Below are 21,954 nucleotides of genomic sequence, written 5' to 3' on the forward strand. Positions count from 1 at the left end.
GGCTTTTTTGTCCCTTCTTGGGGCCATGGGCGAGCGATGCAGATCATCCTGATTCATCCGCGCAAGGCAGGCGCGACGCACCTGTCGCGACGCAATGTCTTCGCGGCCATTGGCGCAGCGTTGCTGGCCGTCGCGGCACTGTCGGGCGGGGCGATGTGGCTGGCGGTCAAGCAGGGCCTGGTGCCCGGCGCCACCCTGTCCGGTACCTCGGGTGCCGATTCCAGCGTCACCCGCGAAAACCTCAACCTGATGGCCGCACGCATCGGCGAAATGCAGGCGCAGATGGTGCGCCTGGATGCGCTGGGCGCCCGCGTATCGGGCTTGGCCGGCGTGCCGCCGCGCGAGTTCGACTTCAAGGCTCAGCCGGGACGTGGTGGGCCGGAGGGCGCGTTCTCCCGCGCGATGTCGATGCCGGAAATCCAGTCCGAACTCGATCGCCTGACGCGCTCCGCTGACCAGCGCAACGATTACCTCAGCGTGCTCGAGAGCACCCTGATGGACCGCCAGATCCACGCCAAGATGATGCCGACCGTGCGCCCGGTGGCCGTCGGCTACGACTCGTCTGGCTTCGGCACACGTATCGATCCGTTCACCGGTCGGCGCACGCAGCATGACGGCGTGGACTTTGTCGCGCCGGTGGGCACGCCCATCGTGGCGGCGGCCGGCGGTGTGGTGGTGGCCAGCGAATTCCGCAGCGACTACGGCAACATGGTCGACATTGACCACGGCAACGGCCTGAAGACGCGGTATGCCCACGCGTCCAAGGTGTTCGTGAAGATCGGTGACATCGTCAAGGCGGGGGAACGCATCGCGCTGGTGGGCCGCACTGGCCGTGCCACCGGGTCGCACCTGCACTTCGAGGTGCACGTCAACGATGTGCCGCAGAATCCCGTGGCCTTCCTGGAAAACGCCGGCCAGCCCAAGATGGCTGCCACCAAGGTGCGGGGCCCGCAGGTTGCGGCTGCCGACATCGGCAAGAGCATGGCGACCGCCGGTCACTGACTGCGCCGGGTTGCAATCGGGGCGCCCGTCCCCAAATCAGCGTGAATGTGCGGTTGCCCGGCCGGTTTCGATACTGTGCCAAAGTGCGGCGTTCCTGCCACATCCGGCCAGTCTGCTGCCATCAAACGGGGGTTTTGCGCATGCTAAACTCCCGCCTTTGCGCCAACCCTATTCGGGCCGTTGCGCCGCCTGTGTTTCGCGGTCTTCCGCGAGGCGCTCTCCGGGTGGCTTGTCGGCCCTAGCCATCGATGATCACGGGCCTTCTCAAGAAGATTTTCGGCAGCCGCAATGAGCGGCTGATCAAACAGTACCGCCGCAAGGTGGTGCAGATCAACGCGCTCGAGCCGAAGTTCGAGGCGCTCTCCGATACCGAGCTGCAGGCCAAGACCGAGGAGTTCCGCCAGCGCTTCGCCAAGGGCGAGACGCTGGACGCGCTGCTGCCCGAAGCGTTTGCCGTGTGCCGCGAGGCCAGCAAGCGCGTGATGAAGATGCGCCACTTCGACGTGCAGATGATCGGCGGCATGGTCCTGCATGACGGCAAGATCGCTGAAATGCGCACGGGTGAAGGCAAGACACTGACCGCTACGCTGGCGGTGTACCTGAACGCCGTCTCTGGCCAGGGCGTGCACGTCATCACCGTCAACGACTATCTGGCGCAGCGTGATGCGGAGTGGATGGGCCAGCTCTACAACTGGCTGGGCCTGTCGGTGGGGGTCAACCTGACCACCATGGATCACGACCAGAAGCAGGCCGCCTACGCGTCGGACATCACCTACGGTACCAACAACGAGTTCGGCTTCGATTACCTGCGCGACAACATGGTGTACGACGCCGGCCAGCGCGTGCAGCGTCCGCTGAACTACGCCATCGTCGACGAGGTGGACTCGATCCTGATCGACGAGGCGCGTACGCCGCTGATCATCTCTGGCCAGGCCGAAGACCACACCGATCTGTACCGCCGCATGAACGGCATCCCGGCGCAGCTCACGCGCCAGATCGGCGAAGAAAAAGCCGATGGCACGGGCGTCGAAAAGCCGGGCGACTACTACGTCGATGAGAAATCGCACCAGGTCTACCTGACCGAATCGGGTCATGAGAAAGCCGAGCAGATCCTGCTGCAGGCCGGCCTGATCGGCGAGGGCGAATCGCTCTACGCGCCGCAGAACATCACGCTGATGCACCATCTGTACGCCGCCCTGCGCGCGCACAGCCTGTTCTTCCGCGATCAGCACTACGTGGTGCAGAACGGTGAAGTGGTGATCGTGGATGAATTCACCGGCCGCCTGATGACGGGCCGCCGTTGGTCCGACGGCCTGCACCAGGCCGTGGAAGCCAAGGAAGGCGTGCAGATCCAGCAGGAAAACCAGACGCTGGCGACCATCACGTTCCAGAACTACTTCCGCATGTACACCAAGCTGGCGGGCATGACCGGCACGGCGGATACGGAAGCGTACGAATTCCAGGAGATCTACGGTCTGGAAACCGTGGTGATCCCGACCAACCGCACGCCGCAGCGCAAGGACTTGCAGGACCAGATCTACAAGACCGGGAAGGAGCGCTACGACGCCGTCATCCGCGATATTCAAGATTGCTACGAGCGCGGCCAGCCGGTGTTGGTGGGCACCACGTCCATTGAAAACTCCGAGCTGCTGTCAAACCTGCTGAACCAGGTCAAGCTGCCGCACCAGGTGCTCAACGCGAAGCAGCACGAGCGCGAGGCCGCCATCATCGCGGAAGCGGGTCGGCCCAAGGCGATCACCATTGCGACCAACATGGCCGGTCGCGGTACCGACATCGTGCTGGGCGGCAATGTGGAGAAGCAAGCTGGCTTCGTGATGGCCGACGAGGCACTCTCCGACGCAGAAAAGGCTGCACGTGTGAAGACGCTGCAGGACGAGTGGCAATCGCTGCACGAGCAGGTGAAGGCCGCCGGCGGTCTGCACATCGTCGGCACCGAGCGCCATGAGTCGCGCCGGATCGACAATCAGCTCCGCGGCCGTGCCGGCCGTCAGGGTGACCCGGGTTCGTCGCGCTTCTACCTGTCGCTGGATGACCAGCTGCTGCGCATTTTCGCGGGCGACCGCGTGCGCGCCATCATGGACCGCCTGAAGATGCCCGAAGGCGAGCCGATCGAAGCCGGCATCGTCACGCGCTCGATCGAATCGGCCCAGCGCAAGGTGGAAGGCCGCAACTTCGATATCCGCAAGCAACTGCTGCAGTACGACGACGTTGCCAACGACCAGCGCCGCGAAATCTACAAGCTGCGTAACGAGATCCTAGAAGCGGGTGATATTGGCGATGTCGTCAAGAACCTGCGCGAATCCGTGTTCACCGAGCTGTTCCGCACCTACGTGCCGGCCGAGACCATGGAAGAGCAGTGGGATGTCGCCGGTCTGGAAAAGGCGCTGCGTGAGGACTGGGGTGTCGATCAGCCGCTGGTGAAGACGCTGGAAGACGCGCAGTCCATCGAAGACGAAGAGCTGCTGAAGATGGTGATGGACGCCGCCGAAGCTGTGTATGAAGGCAAGGTGGCGCAGGTCGGCCGCGAGTCCTTCGCCGGTTTCGAGCGTTCGGTGATGCTGCAGAGCCTCGACACGCACTGGCGCGAACATCTGGCTGCGCTGGACATGCTGCGCCAGGGCATCCACCTGCGCGGCTATGCACAGAAGGATCCGAAGCAGGAATACAAGCGCGAGTCGTTCGAACTGTTTGGTCGTCTGCTCGACACCATCCGCAACGAAGTCACGCGGATTGTCTTCACGGTCCGCATCCAGTCGCAGGAGCAACTGGAGCAGGCTTCGGAGCAGATCGAAGAAGACCTGTCCGCGTTGAGCAACCTGCAGTACAAGCACGACGAGTTCAGCGAACTGGCCGAAGTGGCCGCGGGCGATGCCGAGATTCACGGCGCCGAGCCGGGCATGTCGGCGCACCGCTCGGCCGCTTCTGCTGCTGCGGCAGCGCTGGCGGGCGAAGTGCCCAAGGTTGGCCGCAACGATCCGTGCCCGTGCGGTTCGGGCAAGAAGTACAAGCAGTGCCACGGCAAGCTGGCCTGACGCTGCTCACACGCGCCGCCTGTGCGGCGCGTTTCGTTTTCTGTTGATTCACGATGCCCGCAATGCGGGCATCCTCATTTGAAAGGTGTGCTCCATGGCTGTGAATCTCGTCGCGCCCGCCGCTGACTCCCTGTTGCCGATCGACGGCGTAGACCTTGGCTGGGCCGAGGCTGGTGTCCGCAAGGCCAATCGCAAGGACGTGCTGCTGGTACGCATTGCTGAGGGCGCGAGCGTGGCCGGCGTATTCACGCAGAACCGTTTCTGCGCCGCACCGGTGCAGGTTTGCCGCGAGCATCTGGCGAGTGGTCAGGGCGCACGCGCCATTGTGGTGAACACGGGCAATGCGAATGCGGGTACGGGCGCACCGGGCCTCGCGCATGCGCGCCAGACCTGCGATGCGGTTGCCAAGCTGCTGGGTGTGTCGGCGGAGCAGGTGCTGCCGTTCTCGACGGGCGTGATTCTGGAGCCGCTGCCGGTTGACCGCATCATCGCCGGATTGCCGGCTGCCCAGGCCAATGCCAAGCCGGACAACTGGCTGGCCGCCGCTGAAGCCATCATGACCACCGACACCGTGCCCAAGGCTGCGTCGGCCACGTGCACGCTGTCGGGCAAGACCGTACGCATGTCGGGCATCAGCAAGGGCGCGGGCATGATCCGCCCGAACATGGCGACCATGCTTGGCTTCATTGCCACCGACGCCAACGTGGACGAAGTCGTGCTGCAAGGCCTCGTGCGCTATGCGGCTGATCATTCGTTCAACAGCGTCACCGTGGACGGCGATACGTCGACCAATGATTCGTTCGTCATCATCGCCACGGGCCGCGCCGGCACGCCGCGCATCGATTCCGAGTCGCACCCCGACTATGCCGCGCTGCGCGACGCACTGACCGGCCTTGCACAAGACCTCGCGCAGAAGATCGTGCGCGACGGCGAAGGTGCGACCAAGTTCATGGCCATTCGCGTTGAGGGTGGCCGCAACGTCGATGAGTGCCGCCTGATCGCCTACGCGGTCGCGCATTCGCCGCTGGTCAAGACCGCGTTCTTCGCATCGGACCCCAACCTGGGCCGTATCCTGGCGGCCGTCGGCTATGCCGGCGTGACGGACCTCGACGTGGACGGCGTCAACCTGTGGCTCGACGACGTATGGGTTGCCCGTGACGGTGGCCGCAACCCGGAGTACCGCGAGGAAGACGGCCAACGCGTGATGAAGCAGGCCGAGATCACCGTGCGCATCGCGCTCGGTCGCGGCGACGCCACCGCCACCGTGTGGACGTGCGACTTCTCGCACGACTACGTGTCGATCAACGCGGACTACCGCTCGTAATCCGGGGCTCGCTGCCATGTCATCCGATCTTTCCGCACGGCTTGACCGCTTCCTGGGGCGGCTCGAGCAATGGCTGCCGCCTGAGCTGACCGAAGCCGACTGGAACGAGGCGGTCGCCTTCCGCTGGCGCAAGCGCCAGAGCCTGTTCGGCAACATTGGCTATCTGGCACCGATCCGCCAGCTGCCGCCGATCCACCTGAGCGATCTGCACAACATCGAGCGCCAGAAAGGCGCCATCGTTGCCAACACGCGCCAGTTCGTGCGCAAGCTGCCCGCCAACAACGTGCTGCTCACGGGCGCGCGCGGCACCGGCAAGTCGTCGCTCATCAAGGCCTGCCTGAACGAATTCGTGAAGGATGGTCTGCGCCTGGTCGAAGTCGACAAGGATGATCTGGCTGACTTGGGCGATATCGTTGAGCGGCTCTCCGCGCGCCCCGAGCGCTTCGCGATCTTCTGCGATGACCTCTCGTTCGAAGAGGGCGAGTCGGGCTACAAGGCGCTGAAGTCTGCGCTGGATGGCTCGGTGGCGGCGCAGTCGGACAACGTGCTGATTTACGCCACGTCCAACCGGCGCCACCTGTTGCCCGAGTACATGAAGGACAACGAGACCTACCAGCACACGTCGGATGGCGAGATCCATCCGGGCGAGGTGGTGGAAGAGAAGATCTCGCTGTCGGAGCGTTTCGGGCTGTGGCTGTCGTTCTATCCGCCTAAGCAGGATGAGTACCTGACCATCGTCGGCCACTGGCTCAAACACTTCGGCTGCAGCGATGAGGACATCGCCGCCGCGCGTGGTGACGCGCTGGTGTGGGCGCTCGAGCGCGGCTCGCGTTCGGGCCGCGTGGCATGGCAGTTCGCGCGCGACTGGGGCGGCAAGCACGGGCGGCAGCATGTCGACTGACACCCTGACGCAGGTGCCGCCGACGCATACGCCGGACGGCCGCAAGATCACTGAGGTAGCCGTTGGCGTGCTCGTGCAGCCGGATGGCCAGTTCCTGCTGGCGCAGCGTCCCGAAGGCAAGCCGTATGCAGGCTACTGGGAATTCCCCGGCGGCAAGCTGGAAGCGGGCGAATCCGTGGAGGCTGCGCTCACACGCGAGCTGAAGGAGGAGCTGGATGTCACGCTGCGCACCTGCGTACCGTGGCACACCATTGAGCACGACTACCCGCACGCGTACGTGCGCCTGCACTTCTGCAAGGTGACGGCGTGGGACGGTGCGTTGTGTGCGCTGGAAGGTCAGGATTTCGCCTGGCAGACGCTGCCTATCAGCGTCGATCCGGTGCTACCGGCGACGTTGCCCGTTTTCGAATGGATGCGCGAGGAAAGGGAAACTCGGACGGCTAGTTGAGCTTGCCGCTCGTATCACCGCCCGGTGCGTCGGGCAGGTCGTCCTCTTCTACCACAGGGATCGTGTACTGCTCGGCGGCCCAGGCGCCTAGGTCGATTTGCTTGCAGCGTTCAGAGCAGAACGGGCGGTAGCGGCTCTCCGGCACCCAAGGTACCGGCTTGCCGCAAGTCGGGCATTTGACAGTCTTGGCAGTCATTGAACAGGTCCGGGGCTCAGAAATTGCAGAGCTTGAGCTGGAACGGGATATCCGCGTCCACCGGCTTGGGGCGCAGGTCACCATCCTGCTGGGTGAAGCGCACCCAGAGCATGTACTTGTTGGCGCTGATCTCGGGAATGAACCCCAGCGCCGACTCATCCAGGCGCACCTGCATGAGCTGGTACACGCGACCCGACAGCATCTGCTGATAGCTGCCCGCGTTAGCAATCACCTTGCCACTCTGACCAGACTCACGCAGCAGGCGCAGCACGATCATCGTGGCATCGCGCAGCGGCACCAGGGGCTGAGCCCATTTGATGATGTCGGCGCGACGGCGCTCGGCGGGATGATGCTGCCATGCAAAATACGCCGGCAGATCAAATTCACACGTACCGCCCGGGATGATGGCGCGGCTGCGGATGCTCGTCAGCCACTCGTTGTCGGCGATGAGTTGTCCGGCCTTGCCGTGTGTGGCGGTGAGGTTGCCCGAGGCCGTTTCCAGCTCGCTGATGACGGCGTCGAGCGCGTCCTGGTCGATCTGCGGATTGGCGCGCAGCGCGGTGAGCGTTTGGCGCTGGCGATCGAGTTCCTTCAGCAGGTCGGATTTGAGGTCGGCGCGGCCGGCCACGTCGACCACCTCGAACAGCGTGGTCAGCGCCACATGGTGCTGCAGCGGGTGTTCCTGCACGAGAAAGAAATCCAGCCGCTCGAACAGATCTTCGAGCCGCAGCAGCGTTCGAATGCGTTCGTTGAAGGGATATTCGTACAGGATCAAAACTTGGGTGCCCGATTTGGCTGGCACGAAGCCCGTTTGGCTTCGATCTGCCCGCATTCTATGCGAGACCCTCGTTCATCACAATGCAAAGGGGCCTCACGTTCATTTGGCCGCCTTTCAGATGGTTTCAACTCGTCCGCCAGGCTTGGTCCAGTCGGTCGATCTGCGGGAGGAGGTCGGCCAGCGTTCCGCTGTTGTCGATCACGTCGTCGGCGGCAGCCAGGCGGGCATCGCGCGACGCCTGGCGGGCGATGATGGCTTCCACTTGCGATCGCGGCAAGCCATTACGGGCGATCACACGGGCGATCTGGGTTTCGACCGGGCAGTCGACCACCAGAATGCGGTCGACCAGCGCGCGCCAGCTTTGATGCCCGGCCAGCGATTCCACCAGCAGCGGGACGACGTAGACGAGGTACGGATGCGCACCGGACGTCTGCGCCGCTGCCCCGCGCGACAAGGCGATCTCACGGATCAGCGGATGTGTGATCTGCTCCAGCCGCGCCTTGGCGGTGGCGTCGGAAAACGCGAGTGCGCGCATGGCGTCACGGTCCATGGCGCCGTCGGCACGCAGGATGCCGGGGCCGAAGGCTTCAACGAGCTTGGGGATGGCGGCGCCGCCTGGTGCGCTGATCTCGTGTGCGATGGCGTCCGTGTCGACGATGGCGGCGCCACGCTCGGCCAGGCGATCCGCCACGTAGCTCTTGCCGCTGCCAATGCCGCCGGTCAGGCCGATCACGCGCATGCGATGGTGCCTTTACGGTGCGAGTAGAGGCCCAAGCCCCGTCAGCATGACCAGCTGCGGGCCAGCCAACAGTGCGATCACGCCGGCACCGGCAATGAACGGTCCGAACGAGAAGGGGGTTTCGCTGCTGATGCCTCGCGCCATGCGGAACAGCCCGAACACCAGCCCCACCACCGAAGACAGCAGCACCAGCAGCGGCAGTGCCTGCCAGCCGAACCACGCGCCGAGTGCGGCCATCAGCTTGAAGTCGCCGTAGCCCATGCCTTCGCGATCACGCAGCAGTTTGTAGGCCCAGTAGATCGACCATAGGAAAAGGTAGCCGGCCATCGCGCCGATCACCGCGTCGTGCAGGTGCGCGAACATGCCGAACAGGTTCACGCCCAGGCCGAGCCACAGCAGCGGCTGGGTGATGGCGTCGGGCAGCAGTTGGGTGTCGGCGTCGATCATCGTGCCGGCGACCAGGAACCACAGCAATACAGCCGAGGCCACCGCCACCCAGGTCGGACCGAAGTGCCAGAAGCAAGCCCCGGTGAGCAGGCCTGTCACCAACTCGACCGCGGGATAGCGCCAAGAGATCGGCGTCTTGCAGGCGCTGCAGCGCCCACGCAGTGCCAGCCAGCTCAACACGGGGATGTTTTCAACGGCTTTGATCTGGTGGCCGCACGACGGGCATGCCGAGCGCGGAACGACCAGGTTGTAGGCGTCGGGATGGGGAAGCGGTTCTTCGCGCAGCTCGGCGATGTAGTTGGCTTCCTCGCGCTCGATCATGCGAGGCAGCCGGTGGATCACGACGTTGAGGAAGCTGCCGACGAGCAGGCCAACCAGCCCGCCCGTCCCAATCACGAACCACGCCGGCAGTTGGGCCAGCGTGGGGATGACGAATACATCAGGCATTGCTTCAGACCACCGTGCCGAGCTTGAAGATAGGCAGATACATTGCCACCACCAACCCGCCAATCATCACACCCAGGAAGACAATGATGACCGGCTCGATCAAGGTGGAAATATTGGCGACGGCATCGTCGACCTCGCGCTCGTAGAACTCGGCCACCTTCAACAGCATGTTGTCCAGCGCACCGGATTCCTCGCCGATCTGCGTCATCTGCAGGACCATGTTGTCGAATACGTGCGTGGCCTGCATGGCGTTGGTGAGGCTGGTACCGATGCGCACCGCTTGCTGAACCTCCAGCGTCGCGTCGTGATACACCCAGTTGCCGGCTGCACCTGCCACCGATTCCATCGATTCCACCAGTGGCGTGCCGGCTGCAAACATCGTGGCCAGCGTACGTGTCCAGCGGGCGATGGTTGCCTTACGGATGATATTGCCGAAGATGGGGATCCTCAGGATGAAGCGGTGCGTGGAGCGCTGGACGTTCTCAGATCTCTTGAATGCCCGTGTGAATGCTGCAATGCCGATGACCGGGCCCAGCACGATTGGAATCCACCACTTAACGAAAAAGTCGGAGATCGCGATAACGAACAGTGTCGGCGCCGGCAGATCGGCGCCGAAACTGGAGAACACGCCCTTGAACGAGGGCACCACAAAGATCATCAGCACCACCGTTACGGCAAACGCCACGGTCAGCACCGAAATCGGGTAGATCATGGCCGACTTGATCTGCGCCTTCAGTGCGAGCGACTTTTCCATGTACAGCGACAGGCGCTCGAGCAGGGCGTCGAGAATACCGCCCTGTTCACCCGCGTCGATCAGGTTGCAGTACAGCGTGTCGAAATACTTCGGGTGGCGGCGGAAGGCGGCTGCCATGCTGCTACCCGACTCGATGTCGACGCGGATTTCCGTCAACAACTGTGTGAAGTTCGGATTGGCGTGACCGCGCGCGATGATGTCGACCGACTGCAGCAGCGGCACGCCGGCCTTCAGCATGGTCGAGAGCTGGCGCGTGAAGTACGCAATGTCTTTCGGCGTGATCTTCTTGCCCCGGGCAGCGCGGCGGCGCTTGGACTTTGTGATCGACAGGCCCTGCTTGCGCAGGACCGCATTCACCTCGGTGATGCTCTCTGCGCGCATCTCACCCTTGAAGATCTTGCCTTTGCGGTCCTTACCTTCCCACTCAAAGATGTACTGCGTGGGTGCCTTCGTAGTGGCGGACTTACGTGCCGGCGCGGCGGCCGCGCGGTTTGCGGCAGGTGCTCGTGTGGCCATGGTTGGTTCCTACCCCCCGGTATGGGAACGATTGATCGAGAAGGTTATTGGTTCGTCGTGGCCAGCACTTCCTCTAGGGAAGTCAGCCCCTGTTTCACTTTCCGCAGGCCCGATTCGCGCAGTGACAGGACGCCGTCCTTGCGTGCCTGTTCGGCAATCTGCAGCGCGGTGCCGTGCGTGAGGATGATTTCCTGGATTGCCTCGGTAATCGGCATGACCTGGTAGATACCGGCGCGGCCCTTGTAGCCGCTGCCGTTGCAGGTTTCGCAGCCGACCGGGTGATACGGCTGCCAAGAACCGTCGAGATCGGCTTCCGTGAAGCCGGCGTCGAGCAGCGTTTCCTTGGGCAGCGGACCGGGTTTCTTGCATTCCTTACACAGCCGGCGCGCCAGACGTTGCGCCGTGATCATCAGCACCGACGACGCGATGTTGAACGGTGCCACACCCATGTTCATCAGACGGGTCAGCGTGGTCGGCGCGTCGTTGGTGTGCAGCGTGGAGAACACCAAGTGACCGGTCTGCGCGGCCTTGATCGAGATGTCCGCCGTTTCCAGATCCCGGATTTCGCCCACCATGATGATGTCCGGGTCCTGACGCAGGAACGACTTGAGTGCCGCCGCAAAGGTCAGCCCTGCCTTGTCGTTCACGTTGACCTGGTTGATACCGGGCAACTGGATTTCCGCCGGGTCTTCGGCGGTGGAAATGTTGATGTCGCCCTGGTTCAGCTTGTTCAGGAAGGTGTACAGCGACACCGTCTTGCCCGAGCCGGTCGGGCCCGTCACCAGCACCATCCCGTAGGGACGCTTGATCACGTCGAGCAGCAGCTGCTTCTGCTCGGGCTCGTAGCCGAGCTGGTCGATGTCGAGTCGCTCGGTGGACGACTCCAAAATCCGGATCACGATCTTCTCGCCGAACAGCGTCGGCAGCGTCGACACCCGGAAGTCGATGGCGCGCTCGATCGTCTCTTTGTTGTCCTTGTCCTTCTTGTCTTTCGGGACGGTGATGAGCAGCTTCATGCGGCCGTCTTGCGGCACGCGTTTTTCCGAGATGTCCAGGCGCGAGAGCACCTTGATGCGGGTGGCGATCTTGTCGCGGATATCCAGCGGCGGCTGTGCAACCTGCGCCAGGATGCCGTCGATGCGGAAACGCACGCGGTAAAACGTTTCAAACGGCTCGAAGTGCAAGTCCGATGCGCCGCGCAGCAGGGCTTCGGTGAAGAGCTTCTGCAGGAAGCGCACCACGGGAGCATCGTCGATGCCGTCTGTGTTGGTGCGTCGCGTTGCCGCAGCGGCGCCTGCGTCGTACTCGATCTGCGTCGCTTCTTGCATGGGGAAGAGCGACTTGATCTCGGCCGGCGCCTCGTTGGCCAGGCTCAACTGGCGCACCAGCTTGTCGTGCTCGACGATCACCGTTTCGATCGCCACGTTCATCTTCTGACGCAGCTCTTCGATCGGCTTCGGGTCGCTCGGGTCGGACGTGGCCAGGATCAGGCGGTTGTCGCGGCGGCCCAGCGGCAGCAGCCGCAGTTGCGCGAAGTGCTTATTGGCCGTCAGTACGGCTGGCACGGTGTCGAGCTTGTACTGGGCCAGGTCCAGCAGCGGCATCTGGTACTTGCCGGCCACGAACACGGCCAGATCGTGCGCACTCATGATCCCGCTGCCCACCAGCTCGTCGATCAGCTGCGTGCGCTTTTCGCGCGCGCTCTGTTCCAACTGGGTGAGTAGCGTCGGCGCGATCCGCCGGCTCTGTGCTAGAGCGAGTCCGAGTGTCATGAGTCCGTCTGGCTGACCATTTCAGCACACACTCGGCCCCACTGCCTTGAGTGTGTGCCCGCCCCCCAAGGCGAGTTGTTCTATGTTTGCAGCCGGTACCCCACCCATTCGTGGGGGGTGGTGCCCGGAACCGGGGCAGTTTGCCGACCGCCTCTGGATTTGTAAAGCGCACATCGGCAACAGCCTCCAGCGTGCAGCTTGCATTTGTGCCACATCGGCAGAAAACCGCTCGGGCTGAAGTTTTCGGCCGGGTTTCTGTCTAGAGAGTGGCCTCAGCTACGCTTAGGGGCGGCTGGCCGGTGCAGTCGCACGGTACGGATCGACTGGCTGTCCATCTGCACGATATCCATCACGCACCCGGCAATCTTTACGCTGACCGTCGCCTCGGGAATCTCCTCCAGCACTTCCAGTACCAGCCCGTTGAGCGTCTTCGGGCCATCGGTCGGCAAGGTCAGGCCCAGGCGCCGGTTCAAATCGCGCAGCGACATGCCTGCATCCGCAAGATAGGCGCCCTCGGCGTCCCAGGCCAGCTTGCCGGCATTCGGCAGCGTGGTGGTGAATTCACCGATCATCTCTTCGATGATGTCTTCCAGCGTCACCAGCCCCAGCATGTCGCCGTATTCGTTGACGATCAGGCCGATGCGGCGGCGGTTCTCCTGAAAATACTGTAGCTGGCGGAACACCGGCGTGCCGCTCGGCACGAAGTACGGTTGCACCAGGAGTGCACGGAAATCGTCATGTGTGAGCTCGGTGTCGCCCAGCAGCGACAGCACCTTGCGTACATGCAGAATGCCGATTACCTGGTCGCTGTCCTGCTCAAACACGGGCAGCTTGTTGTGATAGCAGGTCTCGAGCTGCTGAATCACCTCGTCGATCGGGCGCGACAGATCGAGTGACTCCACCCGCGCGCGCGGTGTCATCACATCGTCCACGGTGATGGCGTCGAGGTCGAACAGGTTGAGCAGGATGCTGCGGTGCTTGTGCGGGATGAAGTTGCCAGACTCCAGCACCAGCGTGCGTAACTCCTCGGTGGACATGCGCTGCTCCGGCGCAGCTTTCGTGTTGATGCGCACCAGGCGCAGCACGCCCATGGCAAACGCGTTGACCACAGCCACCAGCGGCATCGTGATCTTCAGCAGCGGCGCAATGACAAAGCTTGCCGGAAACGCAATGCGCTCCGGGTACGTCGCCCCGACGATCTTGGGTGCGATCTCGCAGAAGATGATGATGAGGAAGGCGACCGCCGCCGTGGCGATTGACAGCGTCGTCCCGCTATTGCCGAAGTAGTGGATGGCAAGGGTGGTGATCAGCACCGGCACGGCGGTATTGATCAGGCTGTTGCCGATCAGGATGAACGAGAGCAGCTTGTCGGTCTGGCCGAGCAATTGCTGCGTATTGCGCGCGCCCGAGATGTTGGACTTGGCAAGATGGCGCAGGCGATGGCGGTTGAGCGCCATCATCGCGGTTTCGGAAATCGAGAAGAAGGCGGAGCAGCACAACAGCAGCACGACGGCGCCGATTTGTGCCCAGAGTGGCCAAGAGTCCAAGGCGGGAGAAGGGGGAGCGGCAAAGCGGCCACTATAGCAGAGGGGTTTGTCGCGCCAATGCGGGCGGGGCGGCTGCGCGCATGCCGTTGTTACAGACGCGCTTCAGAAACAAAAAAGCCCAGCAATCGCTGGGCTTGATGTCCTTGATCGACAAGGGAATTTCTGGTCGGGGTGAGAGGATTCGAACCTCCGGCCTCTACGTCCCGAACGTAGCGCTCTACCAGGCTAAGCTACACCCCGATGCTTCTTCGCAATCTCTCGTGCTGGTCAGGACTGACGTTGCAGCGAGAAAGCACACAAGTCTATCAGCGTCTGACGGAAAAGGGAAGGGGGTAATGCATTTGCTGCACTCTCGGCTGCAGCGGCCTCGCGCTCGGCGGCCTGACGCGTGTATTCCAGTGCGCCGGAAGCCTGGATGGCCGCGAAGATGGCGTCGAAATGTTCCGTGCCGCCTTGCTCGATTGCCTGGCGCACCAGCGTGCGTTGTTCTTCCGTGCCGTTACGCAGCAGATAGATAAGCGGCAGCGTCGGCTTGCCTTCGCGCAGGTCGTCGCCCGCATTTTTGCCCATCTGGTCAGCGGTGGCGGTGTAGTCGAGCAGGTCGTCCACGATCTGGAAGGCGGTGCCGATGCGGCGGCCGTACTCAGCAGCGGCTTCTTCGGTGGCGGCATCCGCGCCTGAGAGCACCGCGCCGATCTGCGCAGCGGCTTCAAACAGCTTGGCGGTCTTGTAGCGGATCACCTGCAGGTAACGCTCTTCCGTCACGTCGGGGTCGTGCATGTTCAACAGTTGCAGAACCTCGCCCTCGGAGATGATGTTGGTGGCGTCGGCCAGGATCTGCATGATGCGCATGCTGTTGGCTTGCACCATCATCTGGAAGGCGCGCGAATACAGGAAGTCGCCCACCAGCACGCTAGCGGCGTTGCCGAACACGGCGTTGGCGGTCTTGCGGCCGCGGCGCAGGTCGGATTCGTCGACCACGTCGTCGTGCAGCAGCGTGGCGGTGTGGATGAACTCAACCACGGCAGCCAGTTCGTGGTGATGCTCACCCTTGTAGCCTAGCGCATTGGCCACCAGCAACAGGATCACTGGGCGCAGGCGTTTGCCGCCGGCGCTGATGATGTATTCGCCGATCTGGTTGATCAGCACCACCTCCGAGCCGAGGCGGCGGCGGATCACGGCATCGACGGCGCGCATGTCTTCAGCGACAGGGGCGAGCAGGACGGAGGCGGAGGTCTGGGTCAAGGCGATTTCCGGCGGAAGGCGGTGTGACGGATAGTTTGCTTGCGCACGATCGATGCGGCGCAAAAACCGCCAGATTATAGAGCAAGCGCGCGGTTCGCCCGCCCCTGCGGTGGCTGGCGAATGGCGCGGCAGGCCGTTGTGCGGATACAGCACACCCAGCGCACGATTAGCCTTTGATTTGTTTGGGTTTTTCTTGTATAGTTGCGAGTTCTCTGTGTCCGCTGTCTGCGCAGGCAGGTGGTGGGTGGCACAAGAGTCACGTTTAGTTCAAGAATTAACGTTCTTTTATCGAGGTCCGACAATGTACGCGGTCGTAAAAACCGGCGGTAAGCAATACAAGGTTGCTGCTGGCGAAAAACTTAAAGTAGAACAGATACCGGCGGACGTTGGCGCAGAAATCACGCTTGACCAGGTGCTCGCAGTGGGCGCTGGCGATCAACTCAAAGTTGGTGCGCCTCTGGTGAGCGGTGCTGCCGTCAAAGCCACCGTCATCTCCCACGGTCGTCACGACAAAGTGCACATCTTCAAGATGCGCCGTCGTAAGCACTACCAAAAGCGCCAAGGGCATCGTCAAAATTACACCGAGTTGCGTATCGACTCGATCGTGGCCTAAGGCTGCATCGTCTACGTAACCGGATAGGAGTTCAGTCATGGCACAGAAAAAAGGCGGCGGTTCCACACGGAACGGCCGCGATTCCGAGTCGAAGCGCCTGGGCGTTAAGGTGTACGGTGGCCAAGCCATCAACGCTGGCGGCATCATCGTTCGCCAACGCGGCACCCGCACGCACGCTGGCGTGAACGTGGGCATGGGCAAGGACCACACCCTCTTCGCGCTGGTCGATGGCCACGTGAAGTTCGCCAACCGCGGCGAAGGCAAGAAGCAGTTCGTCGACGTTGTTCCGGCGGCCTGATTCAGCCTTGTAGTGCAAAGGCCCCGCACCCGTGCGGGGCTTTTTCGTTTCTGGCCGCTAACAAAACGCGACGCCTGATCCTAGGCGCTACGTTGGTCCCTGGCGTGTTCTTCCAGGCGCGTTCTGTTAGCGATGGCGCTTGTGGCGCCGATTCTTTTTTACCTGCCGTGCGTACGCCGCACGGGCGGAGACCTCCATGAAGTTCATCGACGAAGCCCGGATTGAAGTGATCGCTGGTGACGGCGGCAACGGTAGCGCTTCGATGCGCCGCGAGAAATTCGTCCCGTTCGGCGGCCCGGACGGCGGCGACGGCGGGCGCGGTGGCAGCGTGTGGGCGGTTGCTGACCGCAACATCAACACCCTGATCGACTACCGCTTCGCCAAGAAGCACCTCGCGCGCAATGGCGAAAACGGCCGCGGCGCGGATTGCTATGGCGCCGCCGGTGAAGACATCACCCTGCGCATGCCGGTCGGCACTGCCATCTACGACGCCGACACGGAAGAGCTGATCGCCGATCTGACGCTCGACGGCCAGCGCCTGTGCCTGGCACAGGGCGGCGAGGGCGGCTGGGGCAACATCCACTTCAAGTCGAGTACCAACCGCGCGCCGCGCCAGAAGACCGACGGCAAGGCCGGCGAGCGCCGCAACCTGCGCCTCGAACTGAAGGTGCTGGCCGATGTGGGCCTGCTCGGTATGCCCAATGCAGGCAAGTCGACGCTGATCACCGCCATTTCCAACGCGCGTCCGAAGATTGCCGACTACCCGTTCACGACGCTGCACCCGAACCTGGGCGTGGTGCGCACGGGCCCGTCGAAGTCGTTCGTGGTGGCGGACATTCCTGGGCTGATCGAGGGTGCGGCTGAAGGTGCGGGCCTGGGTCACCAGTTCCTGCGTCACCTGCAACGTACGCGCGTGCTGCTGCACGTGGTGGACCTCGCCCCGTTCGACGAGAGCGTCGACCCCGTGGCCGAAGCCAAGGCGATCGTCGGTGAGCTGAAGAAGTACGACGCCGAGCTGTACGACAAGCCGCGCTGGCTGGTGCTCAACAAGCTCGACATGGTGCCTGAGGACGAGCGCGAAACGCGCGCGCGCGACTTCGTGAAGCGCTTCAAGTGGAAGGGCCCGGTGCACCGTATTTCTGCGCTCACGCACGACGGTACGCAGGCACTGGTCCACGCGATTCAGGAGTACCTCGACGAGCTGCGTGCCGAAGAGGAAGCCGCGGCGGCCGCGCCTGATCAGCGCTTGGACCCGACGCTGCATAACGTCGACCACGACGGCAGCGCCAACGCATAAACCACAACACCAACAACATCCTTCGGAGACTCGCCCACCATGGCCTTGCGTTCGCTGATTGCCGATGCGCGCCGCCTTGTCGTCAAGGTTGGTTCCAGCCTGGTTACCAACGATGGTCGTGGTCTGGATCAGGCCGCCATCGCCCGCTGGGCCGCGCAGATCGCGGCGCTACGTGCGGCCGGCAAGGAGGTCGTGCTGGTGAGCTCCGGCGCCATCGCCGAGGGCATGCAGCGGTTGGGCTGGACCAAGCGCCCAAAGGAAATCCACGAGCTGCAGGCCGCTGCCGCCGTCGGGCAGATGGGTCTGGCGCAGGTATATGAGTCCGAATTCGCGAGGCACGGCATCCGCACGGCGCAGGTGCTGCTCACGCACGGCGACTTGGCGGATCGCGAGCGTTATCTCAATGCGCGTTCGACGTTGCTCACGTTGTTGAGCCTGGGTGTGGTGCCGATCATCAACGAGAACGACACCGTCGTGACCGATGAGATCAAGTTTGGCGATAACGACACGCTGGGCGCGCTTGTCACCAACCTGATCGAAGGCGACGCGCTGATCATCCTGACCGACCAGCGCGGCCTGTACACGGCTGACCCGCGCAAGGACCCGGACGCGCGCTTCGTCGACGAGGCGCAGGCCGGCACGCCCGACCTGGAGCAGATGGCTGGCGGTGCGGGTTCCAGCATTGGCAAGGGCGGCATGCTGACCAAGATCCTCGCGGCCAAGCGTGCGGCCAAATCGGGGGCGCACACCATCATCGCTTCGGGGCGTGAGGCCGACGTGCTGGCGCGGCTGGCCAACGGTGAAGCCATCGGCACGCAACTGCGCGCGCAGACCGGGCGCATGGCTGCCCGCAAGCAGTGGATGATCGACCATCTGCAACTGCGCGGTCGTGTCGTGCTCGACGCCGGTGCGGTGGAAAAGCTCACCGCGGGCGGCAAGTCGTTGCTGCCGATTGGCGTGACCGAAGTGCAGGGCGAGTTCGCGCGCGGGGAGGTGATCTCCTGCGTAGATGCGGCTGGGCGCGAGGTGGCACGCGGGCTGACGAACTACTCGTCAGCCGAGGCTCGGCTGATTGCGCGCAAGGCGTCTTCAGAGATTGAGGCGGTGCTGGGCTACGTCAGCGCTGCCGAGCTGGTACACCGCGACAACCTGGTGCTGCTCTGACTGTTGGTATGAGCCCCCAGGGCTCAATGAGCAACAGCAAAAAATAAGGGGATGAACCGAGCGGTCATCCCCTCTGATCAAGCCGTTATTTCTTACGGCCCGGTAAATCCTCTTCCCGAATCCTTCAGCCGGCGTACCAGCGTCGCGGGCTTTCCATCCCCGGCCACCGACCGCACATCGCAGAAGTACGAGCGCATCAGCGCGGAGCCATAGTCCGTCGGGCCGCCGTTGCCGATACGCTGCCAATCCGTGGCAGGCTTGTACGCGTTCATGCTTGAGGATTCCGCATTCGCGGTTTCGTTCATGTCGACGGCGCGGTTGCCGATCCACTGGTTGGTGTCGTTGCGCAGCGTCGCGTAGATGCGGCGTTCGGCGGTGTCGCAGCGCATGCCCTCGTAGTTGACGTTGCGCGCGCCCGTCGTGCTGGTGATCAGCACGGTGTAGCGCACTACGTTGTCCGTGCCGATCGACACCGACTTCGGATCGATGGCAAAGCGCAGCGGCGATTCATTGCGGCCACCCAAATCGAACGGCACCGCATCACGATCGACCGGCGGGGCGGGGAAGGTGACGGCGTCTTCCTTGAAGGGCTTGTCGTTGAACGGGTCCATCAACAGCTTGTCTTCGATGTTGCCGGTGGGGGCGTGGCCGCATGCCGTCAGCGCCAGCGCAGTCGCCAGCGCGAACGGCACGAGAGCGCGGCGCGCCCCGCGTGTCGTCGTCTTCACATTCACGAGTTGTCCTTGGACGGAGTGTCGTCAGGGTTGGAGGATGAGGCCGGCTGCGACGTCGTCACCGTCTCGACGATGACCGTCGTGGTGGTGACGGTCATCACCGTTTGAGGGCGTGGGCCGCGCGCGTTCTGGCCGCCTGGGCGGTTGTCGTGGCTTTCGTTGCCGCCGCGATTGTCTGCCCGGTGGTCGCGGTGCTGCCCGCCGCGTCCATACGGAGACAGCGGCGCGCGATTCTGCCGCTGCACGAAGCGGGAAAGCTCCGACAGCGCCAGCTGATACACCTCGCGCTTGAACTCGATCACGGCTTCGAGCGGCACCCAGTACTGGCTCCACCGCCATGCATCGAATTCCGGATGCTCGGTGGCGCGCAGTTGGATGTCACAGTCGCGACCGACCATGCGCAGCAGGAACCAGATCTGTTTCTGGCCCCGGTAATGGCCGCGAATCTCGCGGCGGATGAACTTGTCCGGCACCTCATACCGCAGCCAGTCGCGCGTGCGACCGACGATCCGGACGTGTTCTGGCAACAGGCCGACTTCTTCGTGCAGTTCGCGGAACATCGCTTGTTCGGGCGTTTCGCCGTACTTGATGCCGCCTTGTGGAAACTGCCAGGAGTGCTCGCCAATGCGCTTGCCCCAGAACACCTCGTTTCTTGCGTTGATGAGGATGATGCCGACGTTCGGGCGGAAGCCTTCACGATCGAGCATGACTGCACCTCGAATACTTTAGAATTACGCCGATTATAGAGCGGTGCATCGTCCTTCTGTGTCCTGATGGCCGGATGCCGCAATGTTGCCGCTCACTCGCGCCTCCTGGGGGAGGGGTGCCGTCTGCGCGAATGTGCGCCTGGCGCCTCGCTTTATCCCTTGATTCCGGTGGCTTTTGCCCTTGTTCTCGCGGCTTTGCATGGCCGCGCCATCTCTTATTGTCAGTCGCATGAAAGCGTCCCAGTTCTTCATTTCCACGCTCAAGGAAGCGCCCGCCGACGCGGAGATCGTGTCGCACAAGTTGATGATGCGTGCCGGCATGATCAAGAAGCTCGGCGCGGGTCTCTATACGTATATGCCCGTGGGTCTGCGCGTCATCCGTAAGGTCGAGCAGATCGTGCGCGAAGAAATGAACGCCGCCGGTGCGGTGGAAGTGCTGATGCCAGTGGTGCAGCCGGGTGAGCTGTGGCAGGAGACCGGCCGCTGGGACAAGATGGGCGACGAGCTGCTGCGCTTCAAGGATCGCCACGAGCGCGACTTTGTCATGCAGCCGACCTCGGAAGAAGTGGTGACCGACATCGCCCGCACCGAGATCCGCTCGTACAAGCAGCTGCCGGTCAACTTCTACCAGATCCAGACCAAGTTCCGCGATGAGCGCCGTCCGCGCTTCGGCATCATGCGCGGCCGCGAATTCACCATGAAGGATGCGTACTCCTTCGACCGTGACGCCGAAGGCCTGAAGGTCTCGTACCAGAAGATGTACGACGCCTACACGCGTATCTTCCAGCGCTTCGGCCTGCAGTTCCGCGCGGTGGCGGCCGACAACGGCGCCATTGGTGGGTCGGGCTCGCATGAGTTCCACGTGATCGCCGACACGGGCGAAGACGCCATCGTCTACAGCCCGAATTCGGACTACGCCGCCAATATCGAGGCCGCTGAAGCCCTGGCACCGGCCGCGCCGCGCGGTGCGGCTGCCGAGGCGCTCACCAAGACGCACACGCCGGGCCGCGCCAAGTGCGAGGCTGTGGCCGAGCAACTGGGCATTCCGCTGCAGCGCACGATCAAGTCCATCGTGTTGGCAACGGAAGTCGAGGGCGGTGAGCCCCAGATCTGGCTGCTGCTGTTGCGCGGCGATCACGAACTCAACGAGGTCAAGGCATCGAAGGTGCCGGGCCTAGCCGATTTCCGCTTTGCCACCGAAGGCGAAATCCTGCGCGCGTTCGGCACGCGTCCGGGCTACCTCGGCCCGATCGGCACGAAGCAGCCGGTCAAGGTGGTGGCCGACCGCACGGCGGCTGCCATGAGCGACTTCGTCGTCGGTGCCAATGAAGAGGACTACCACTACACCGGCGCCAACTGGGGCCGCGATCTGCCCGAGCCCGAGGTCTACGATCTGCGCAACGTGGTGGAAGGCGACGCCTCGCCGGACGGCAAGGGCACGCTGGCGATCTGCCGCGGCATCGAAGTCGGCCACGTCTTTATGCTGGGCACGCGCTACTCTGAAGCGATGAGCGCCACGTTCCTCGACGAAAACGGCAAGACCCAGCCGATGGTGATGGGCTGCTATGGCATCGGCATCACCCGCATTCTGGGTGCGGCCATCGAGCAGAACTACGATGCGCGCGGGATCATCTGGCCGGCATCGATTGCACCGTTCCAGGTGGTGATCTGCCCGGTGGGTTACGACCGCTCCGACGCTGTGCGCGAAGAAGCCGATCGCCTGCACGCCGAGTTGGTGGCCGCCGGCATCGACGTGATGCTGGACGACCGCGGCGAGCGCCCGGGCGCGATGTTCGCCGACTGGGAACTGATCGGCGTGCCGTTCCGCGTGGTAGTGGGTGACCGCGGGCTGAAGGAAGGCAAGCTGGAGTTCCAGGGCCGTCGCGACGAAGCCGCCACTGCCGTGGCACCGGCCGATGTGTTGGCCACGCTGAAAGCGCGTCTCGCGCAGTAATGCAATCACAGGACTGAC

General features: G+C 63.5%; 20 protein-coding genes and 1 tRNA gene. 10 read left to right on the plus strand and 11 right to left on the minus strand.

Annotation, left to right across the window (positions count from 1 at the left end):
* The first annotated feature begins 36 nt into the window (after window positions 1-36).
* The 5 genes from PI87_RS22220 to PI87_RS22240 all read left to right on the plus strand — a co-directional run bounded on the left by PI87_RS22220 (window position 37) and on the right by PI87_RS22240 (window position 6,728).
* Entirely contained in the window at window positions 37-1,002 is a 966-nt protein-coding gene (locus PI87_RS22220) for a M23 family metallopeptidase (RefSeq protein WP_039599897.1), read from the plus strand.
* 248 nt (window positions 1,003-1,250) lie between these two features.
* On the plus strand, window positions 1,251-4,055 hold the full coding sequence (gene secA, locus PI87_RS22225; RefSeq protein WP_039599898.1) for a preprotein translocase subunit SecA: 2,805 nt from the start codon (window positions 1,251-1,253) through the stop codon (window positions 4,053-4,055).
* Window positions 4,056-4,149: 94 nt separating this feature from the next.
* Entirely contained in the window at window positions 4,150-5,379 is a 1,230-nt protein-coding gene (gene argJ, locus PI87_RS22230; protein ID WP_039599899.1) for a bifunctional glutamate N-acetyltransferase/amino-acid acetyltransferase ArgJ, read from the plus strand.
* Window positions 5,380-5,395: 16 nt separating this feature from the next.
* The gene (locus tag PI87_RS22235) at window positions 5,396-6,280 is read left to right on the plus strand and encodes an ATP-binding protein (protein ID WP_039599900.1); all 885 of its coding nucleotides are present in this window, start codon (window positions 5,396-5,398) and stop codon (window positions 6,278-6,280) included.
* Window positions 6,270-6,728, plus strand: a complete 459-nt coding sequence (locus PI87_RS22240) for an NUDIX domain-containing protein (RefSeq protein WP_039599901.1) — start codon at window positions 6,270-6,272, stop codon at window positions 6,726-6,728. The genes PI87_RS22235 and PI87_RS22240 overlap by 11 nt, the downstream gene beginning before the upstream one ends.
* Here the strand turns inward: PI87_RS22240 and yacG are convergent.
* The 9 genes from yacG to ispB form a co-directional block, all read right to left on the minus strand.
* Window positions 6,721-6,924, minus strand: a complete 204-nt coding sequence (yacG, locus tag PI87_RS22245; RefSeq protein ID WP_039599902.1) for a DNA gyrase inhibitor YacG — start codon at window positions 6,922-6,924, stop codon at window positions 6,721-6,723. The two genes, PI87_RS22240 and yacG, sit on opposite strands and share 8 nt — an antisense overlap.
* A gap of 16 nt (window positions 6,925-6,940) precedes the next feature.
* A complete protein-coding gene (gene zapD, locus PI87_RS22250; protein WP_004633038.1) occupies window positions 6,941-7,699 on the minus strand; it encodes a cell division protein ZapD in 759 nt (252 codons plus the stop codon).
* A gap of 127 nt (window positions 7,700-7,826) precedes the next feature.
* Entirely contained in the window at window positions 7,827-8,441 is a 615-nt protein-coding gene (gene coaE / locus PI87_RS22255; protein ID WP_039599903.1) for a dephospho-CoA kinase, read from the minus strand.
* 12 nt (window positions 8,442-8,453) lie between these two features.
* The gene (locus PI87_RS22260; protein WP_039599904.1) at window positions 8,454-9,335 is read right to left on the minus strand and encodes a prepilin peptidase; all 882 of its coding nucleotides are present in this window, start codon (window positions 9,333-9,335) and stop codon (window positions 8,454-8,456) included.
* 4 nt (window positions 9,336-9,339) lie between these two features.
* Window positions 9,340-10,605: a type II secretion system F family protein gene (locus tag PI87_RS22265; RefSeq protein ID WP_039599905.1), complete on the minus strand. Its 1,266-nt coding sequence runs from the start codon at window positions 10,603-10,605 to the stop codon at window positions 9,340-9,342.
* A gap of 44 nt (window positions 10,606-10,649) precedes the next feature.
* Window positions 10,650-12,377, minus strand: a complete 1,728-nt coding sequence (pilB, locus tag PI87_RS22270) for a type IV-A pilus assembly ATPase PilB (RefSeq protein WP_039599906.1) — start codon at window positions 12,375-12,377, stop codon at window positions 10,650-10,652.
* A gap of 272 nt (window positions 12,378-12,649) precedes the next feature.
* Window positions 12,650-13,924 (minus strand): HlyC/CorC family transporter, encoded by a 1,275-nt coding sequence (locus PI87_RS22275; protein ID WP_039599907.1) that lies wholly within the window; start codon window positions 13,922-13,924, stop codon window positions 12,650-12,652.
* A gap of 163 nt (window positions 13,925-14,087) precedes the next feature.
* Window positions 14,088-14,164 (minus strand) — tRNA-Pro (locus PI87_RS22280).
* 27 nt (window positions 14,165-14,191) lie between these two features.
* The gene (gene ispB / locus PI87_RS22285) at window positions 14,192-15,121 is read right to left on the minus strand and encodes an octaprenyl diphosphate synthase (RefSeq protein WP_052321703.1); all 930 of its coding nucleotides are present in this window, start codon (window positions 15,119-15,121) and stop codon (window positions 14,192-14,194) included.
* A gap of 349 nt (window positions 15,122-15,470) precedes the next feature.
* Between ispB and rplU the strand changes: the two genes are divergently transcribed.
* The 4 genes from rplU (at window position 15,471) to proB (ending at window position 18,541) form a co-directional block, all read left to right on the plus strand.
* On the plus strand, window positions 15,471-15,782 hold the full coding sequence (gene rplU, locus PI87_RS28750) for a 50S ribosomal protein L21 (RefSeq protein ID WP_004633023.1): 312 nt from the start codon (window positions 15,471-15,473) through the stop codon (window positions 15,780-15,782).
* A gap of 37 nt (window positions 15,783-15,819) precedes the next feature.
* Entirely contained in the window at window positions 15,820-16,080 is a 261-nt protein-coding gene (rpmA, locus tag PI87_RS22295) for a 50S ribosomal protein L27 (protein WP_004633021.1), read from the plus strand.
* 196 nt (window positions 16,081-16,276) lie between these two features.
* Entirely contained in the window at window positions 16,277-17,377 is a 1,101-nt protein-coding gene (gene obgE, locus PI87_RS22300) for a GTPase ObgE (RefSeq protein ID WP_039599909.1), read from the plus strand.
* A 39-nt stretch (window positions 17,378-17,416) separates the two neighbouring features.
* The gene (gene proB / locus PI87_RS22305) at window positions 17,417-18,541 is read left to right on the plus strand and encodes a glutamate 5-kinase (RefSeq protein ID WP_198139607.1); all 1,125 of its coding nucleotides are present in this window, start codon (window positions 17,417-17,419) and stop codon (window positions 18,539-18,541) included.
* Window positions 18,542-18,633: 92 nt separating this feature from the next.
* Here proB and PI87_RS22310 read toward each other — a convergent pair whose 3' ends face one another.
* Window positions 18,634-19,275, minus strand: coding sequence for a CNP1-like family protein (locus tag PI87_RS22310; protein ID WP_039599910.1), 642 nt, complete (start codon window positions 19,273-19,275; stop codon window positions 18,634-18,636).
* Window positions 19,272-19,982, minus strand: coding sequence for an RNA pyrophosphohydrolase (locus PI87_RS22315; RefSeq protein ID WP_039599911.1), 711 nt, complete (start codon window positions 19,980-19,982; stop codon window positions 19,272-19,274). Before PI87_RS22315 ends, PI87_RS22310 begins: the two co-directional genes overlap by 4 nt.
* A gap of 229 nt (window positions 19,983-20,211) precedes the next feature.
* Here PI87_RS22315 and PI87_RS22320 point away from each other — a divergent pair, with 229 nt between their 5' ends.
* Window positions 20,212-21,936 carry a proline--tRNA ligase gene (locus PI87_RS22320; RefSeq protein WP_039599912.1) on the plus strand — a complete coding sequence of 575 codons (1,725 nt, stop codon included), beginning with the start codon at window positions 20,212-20,214 and terminating at the stop codon, window positions 21,934-21,936.
* Window positions 21,937-21,954: the final 18 nt, after the last annotated feature.

Source organism: Ralstonia sp. A12 (assembly GCF_000801955.1).
Classification (GTDB): Bacteria; Pseudomonadota; Gammaproteobacteria; order Burkholderiales; family Burkholderiaceae; genus Ralstonia.

Coding starts and splice junctions, on each gene's coding strand:
- yacG (WP_039599902.1), bottom strand. CDS start 6,924: ATGACTGCCAAGACTGTCAAATGCCCGACTTGCGGCAAGCCGGTACCT.
- secA (WP_039599898.1), top strand. CDS start 1,251: ATGATCACGGGCCTTCTCAAGAAGATTTTCGGCAGCCGCAATGAGCGG.
- PI87_RS22265 (WP_039599905.1), bottom strand. CDS start 10,605: ATGGCCACACGAGCACCTGCCGCAAACCGCGCGGCCGCCGCGCCGGCA.
- rpmA (WP_004633021.1), top strand. CDS start 15,820: ATGGCACAGAAAAAAGGCGGCGGTTCCACACGGAACGGCCGCGATTCC.
- PI87_RS22220 (WP_039599897.1), top strand. CDS start 37: ATGCAGATCATCCTGATTCATCCGCGCAAGGCAGGCGCGACGCACCTG.
- PI87_RS22240 (WP_039599901.1), top strand. CDS start 6,270: ATGTCGACTGACACCCTGACGCAGGTGCCGCCGACGCATACGCCGGAC.
- PI87_RS22260 (WP_039599904.1), bottom strand. CDS start 9,335: ATGCCTGATGTATTCGTCATCCCCACGCTGGCCCAACTGCCGGCGTGG.
- coaE (WP_039599903.1), bottom strand. CDS start 8,441: ATGCGCGTGATCGGCCTGACCGGCGGCATTGGCAGCGGCAAGAGCTAC.
- PI87_RS22320 (WP_039599912.1), top strand. CDS start 20,212: ATGAAAGCGTCCCAGTTCTTCATTTCCACGCTCAAGGAAGCGCCCGCC.
- PI87_RS22315 (WP_039599911.1), bottom strand. CDS start 19,982: ATGCTCGATCGTGAAGGCTTCCGCCCGAACGTCGGCATCATCCTCATC.
- proB (WP_198139607.1), top strand. CDS start 17,417: ATGGCCTTGCGTTCGCTGATTGCCGATGCGCGCCGCCTTGTCGTCAAG.
- ispB (WP_052321703.1), bottom strand. CDS start 15,121: ATGCGCGCCGTCGATGCCGTGATCCGCCGCCGCCTCGGCTCGGAGGTG.
- obgE (WP_039599909.1), top strand. CDS start 16,277: ATGAAGTTCATCGACGAAGCCCGGATTGAAGTGATCGCTGGTGACGGC.
- pilB (WP_039599906.1), bottom strand. CDS start 12,377: ATGACACTCGGACTCGCTCTAGCACAGAGCCGGCGGATCGCGCCGACG.
- PI87_RS22235 (WP_039599900.1), top strand. CDS start 5,396: ATGTCATCCGATCTTTCCGCACGGCTTGACCGCTTCCTGGGGCGGCTC.
- argJ (WP_039599899.1), top strand. CDS start 4,150: ATGGCTGTGAATCTCGTCGCGCCCGCCGCTGACTCCCTGTTGCCGATC.
- rplU (WP_004633023.1), top strand. CDS start 15,471: ATGTACGCGGTCGTAAAAACCGGCGGTAAGCAATACAAGGTTGCTGCT.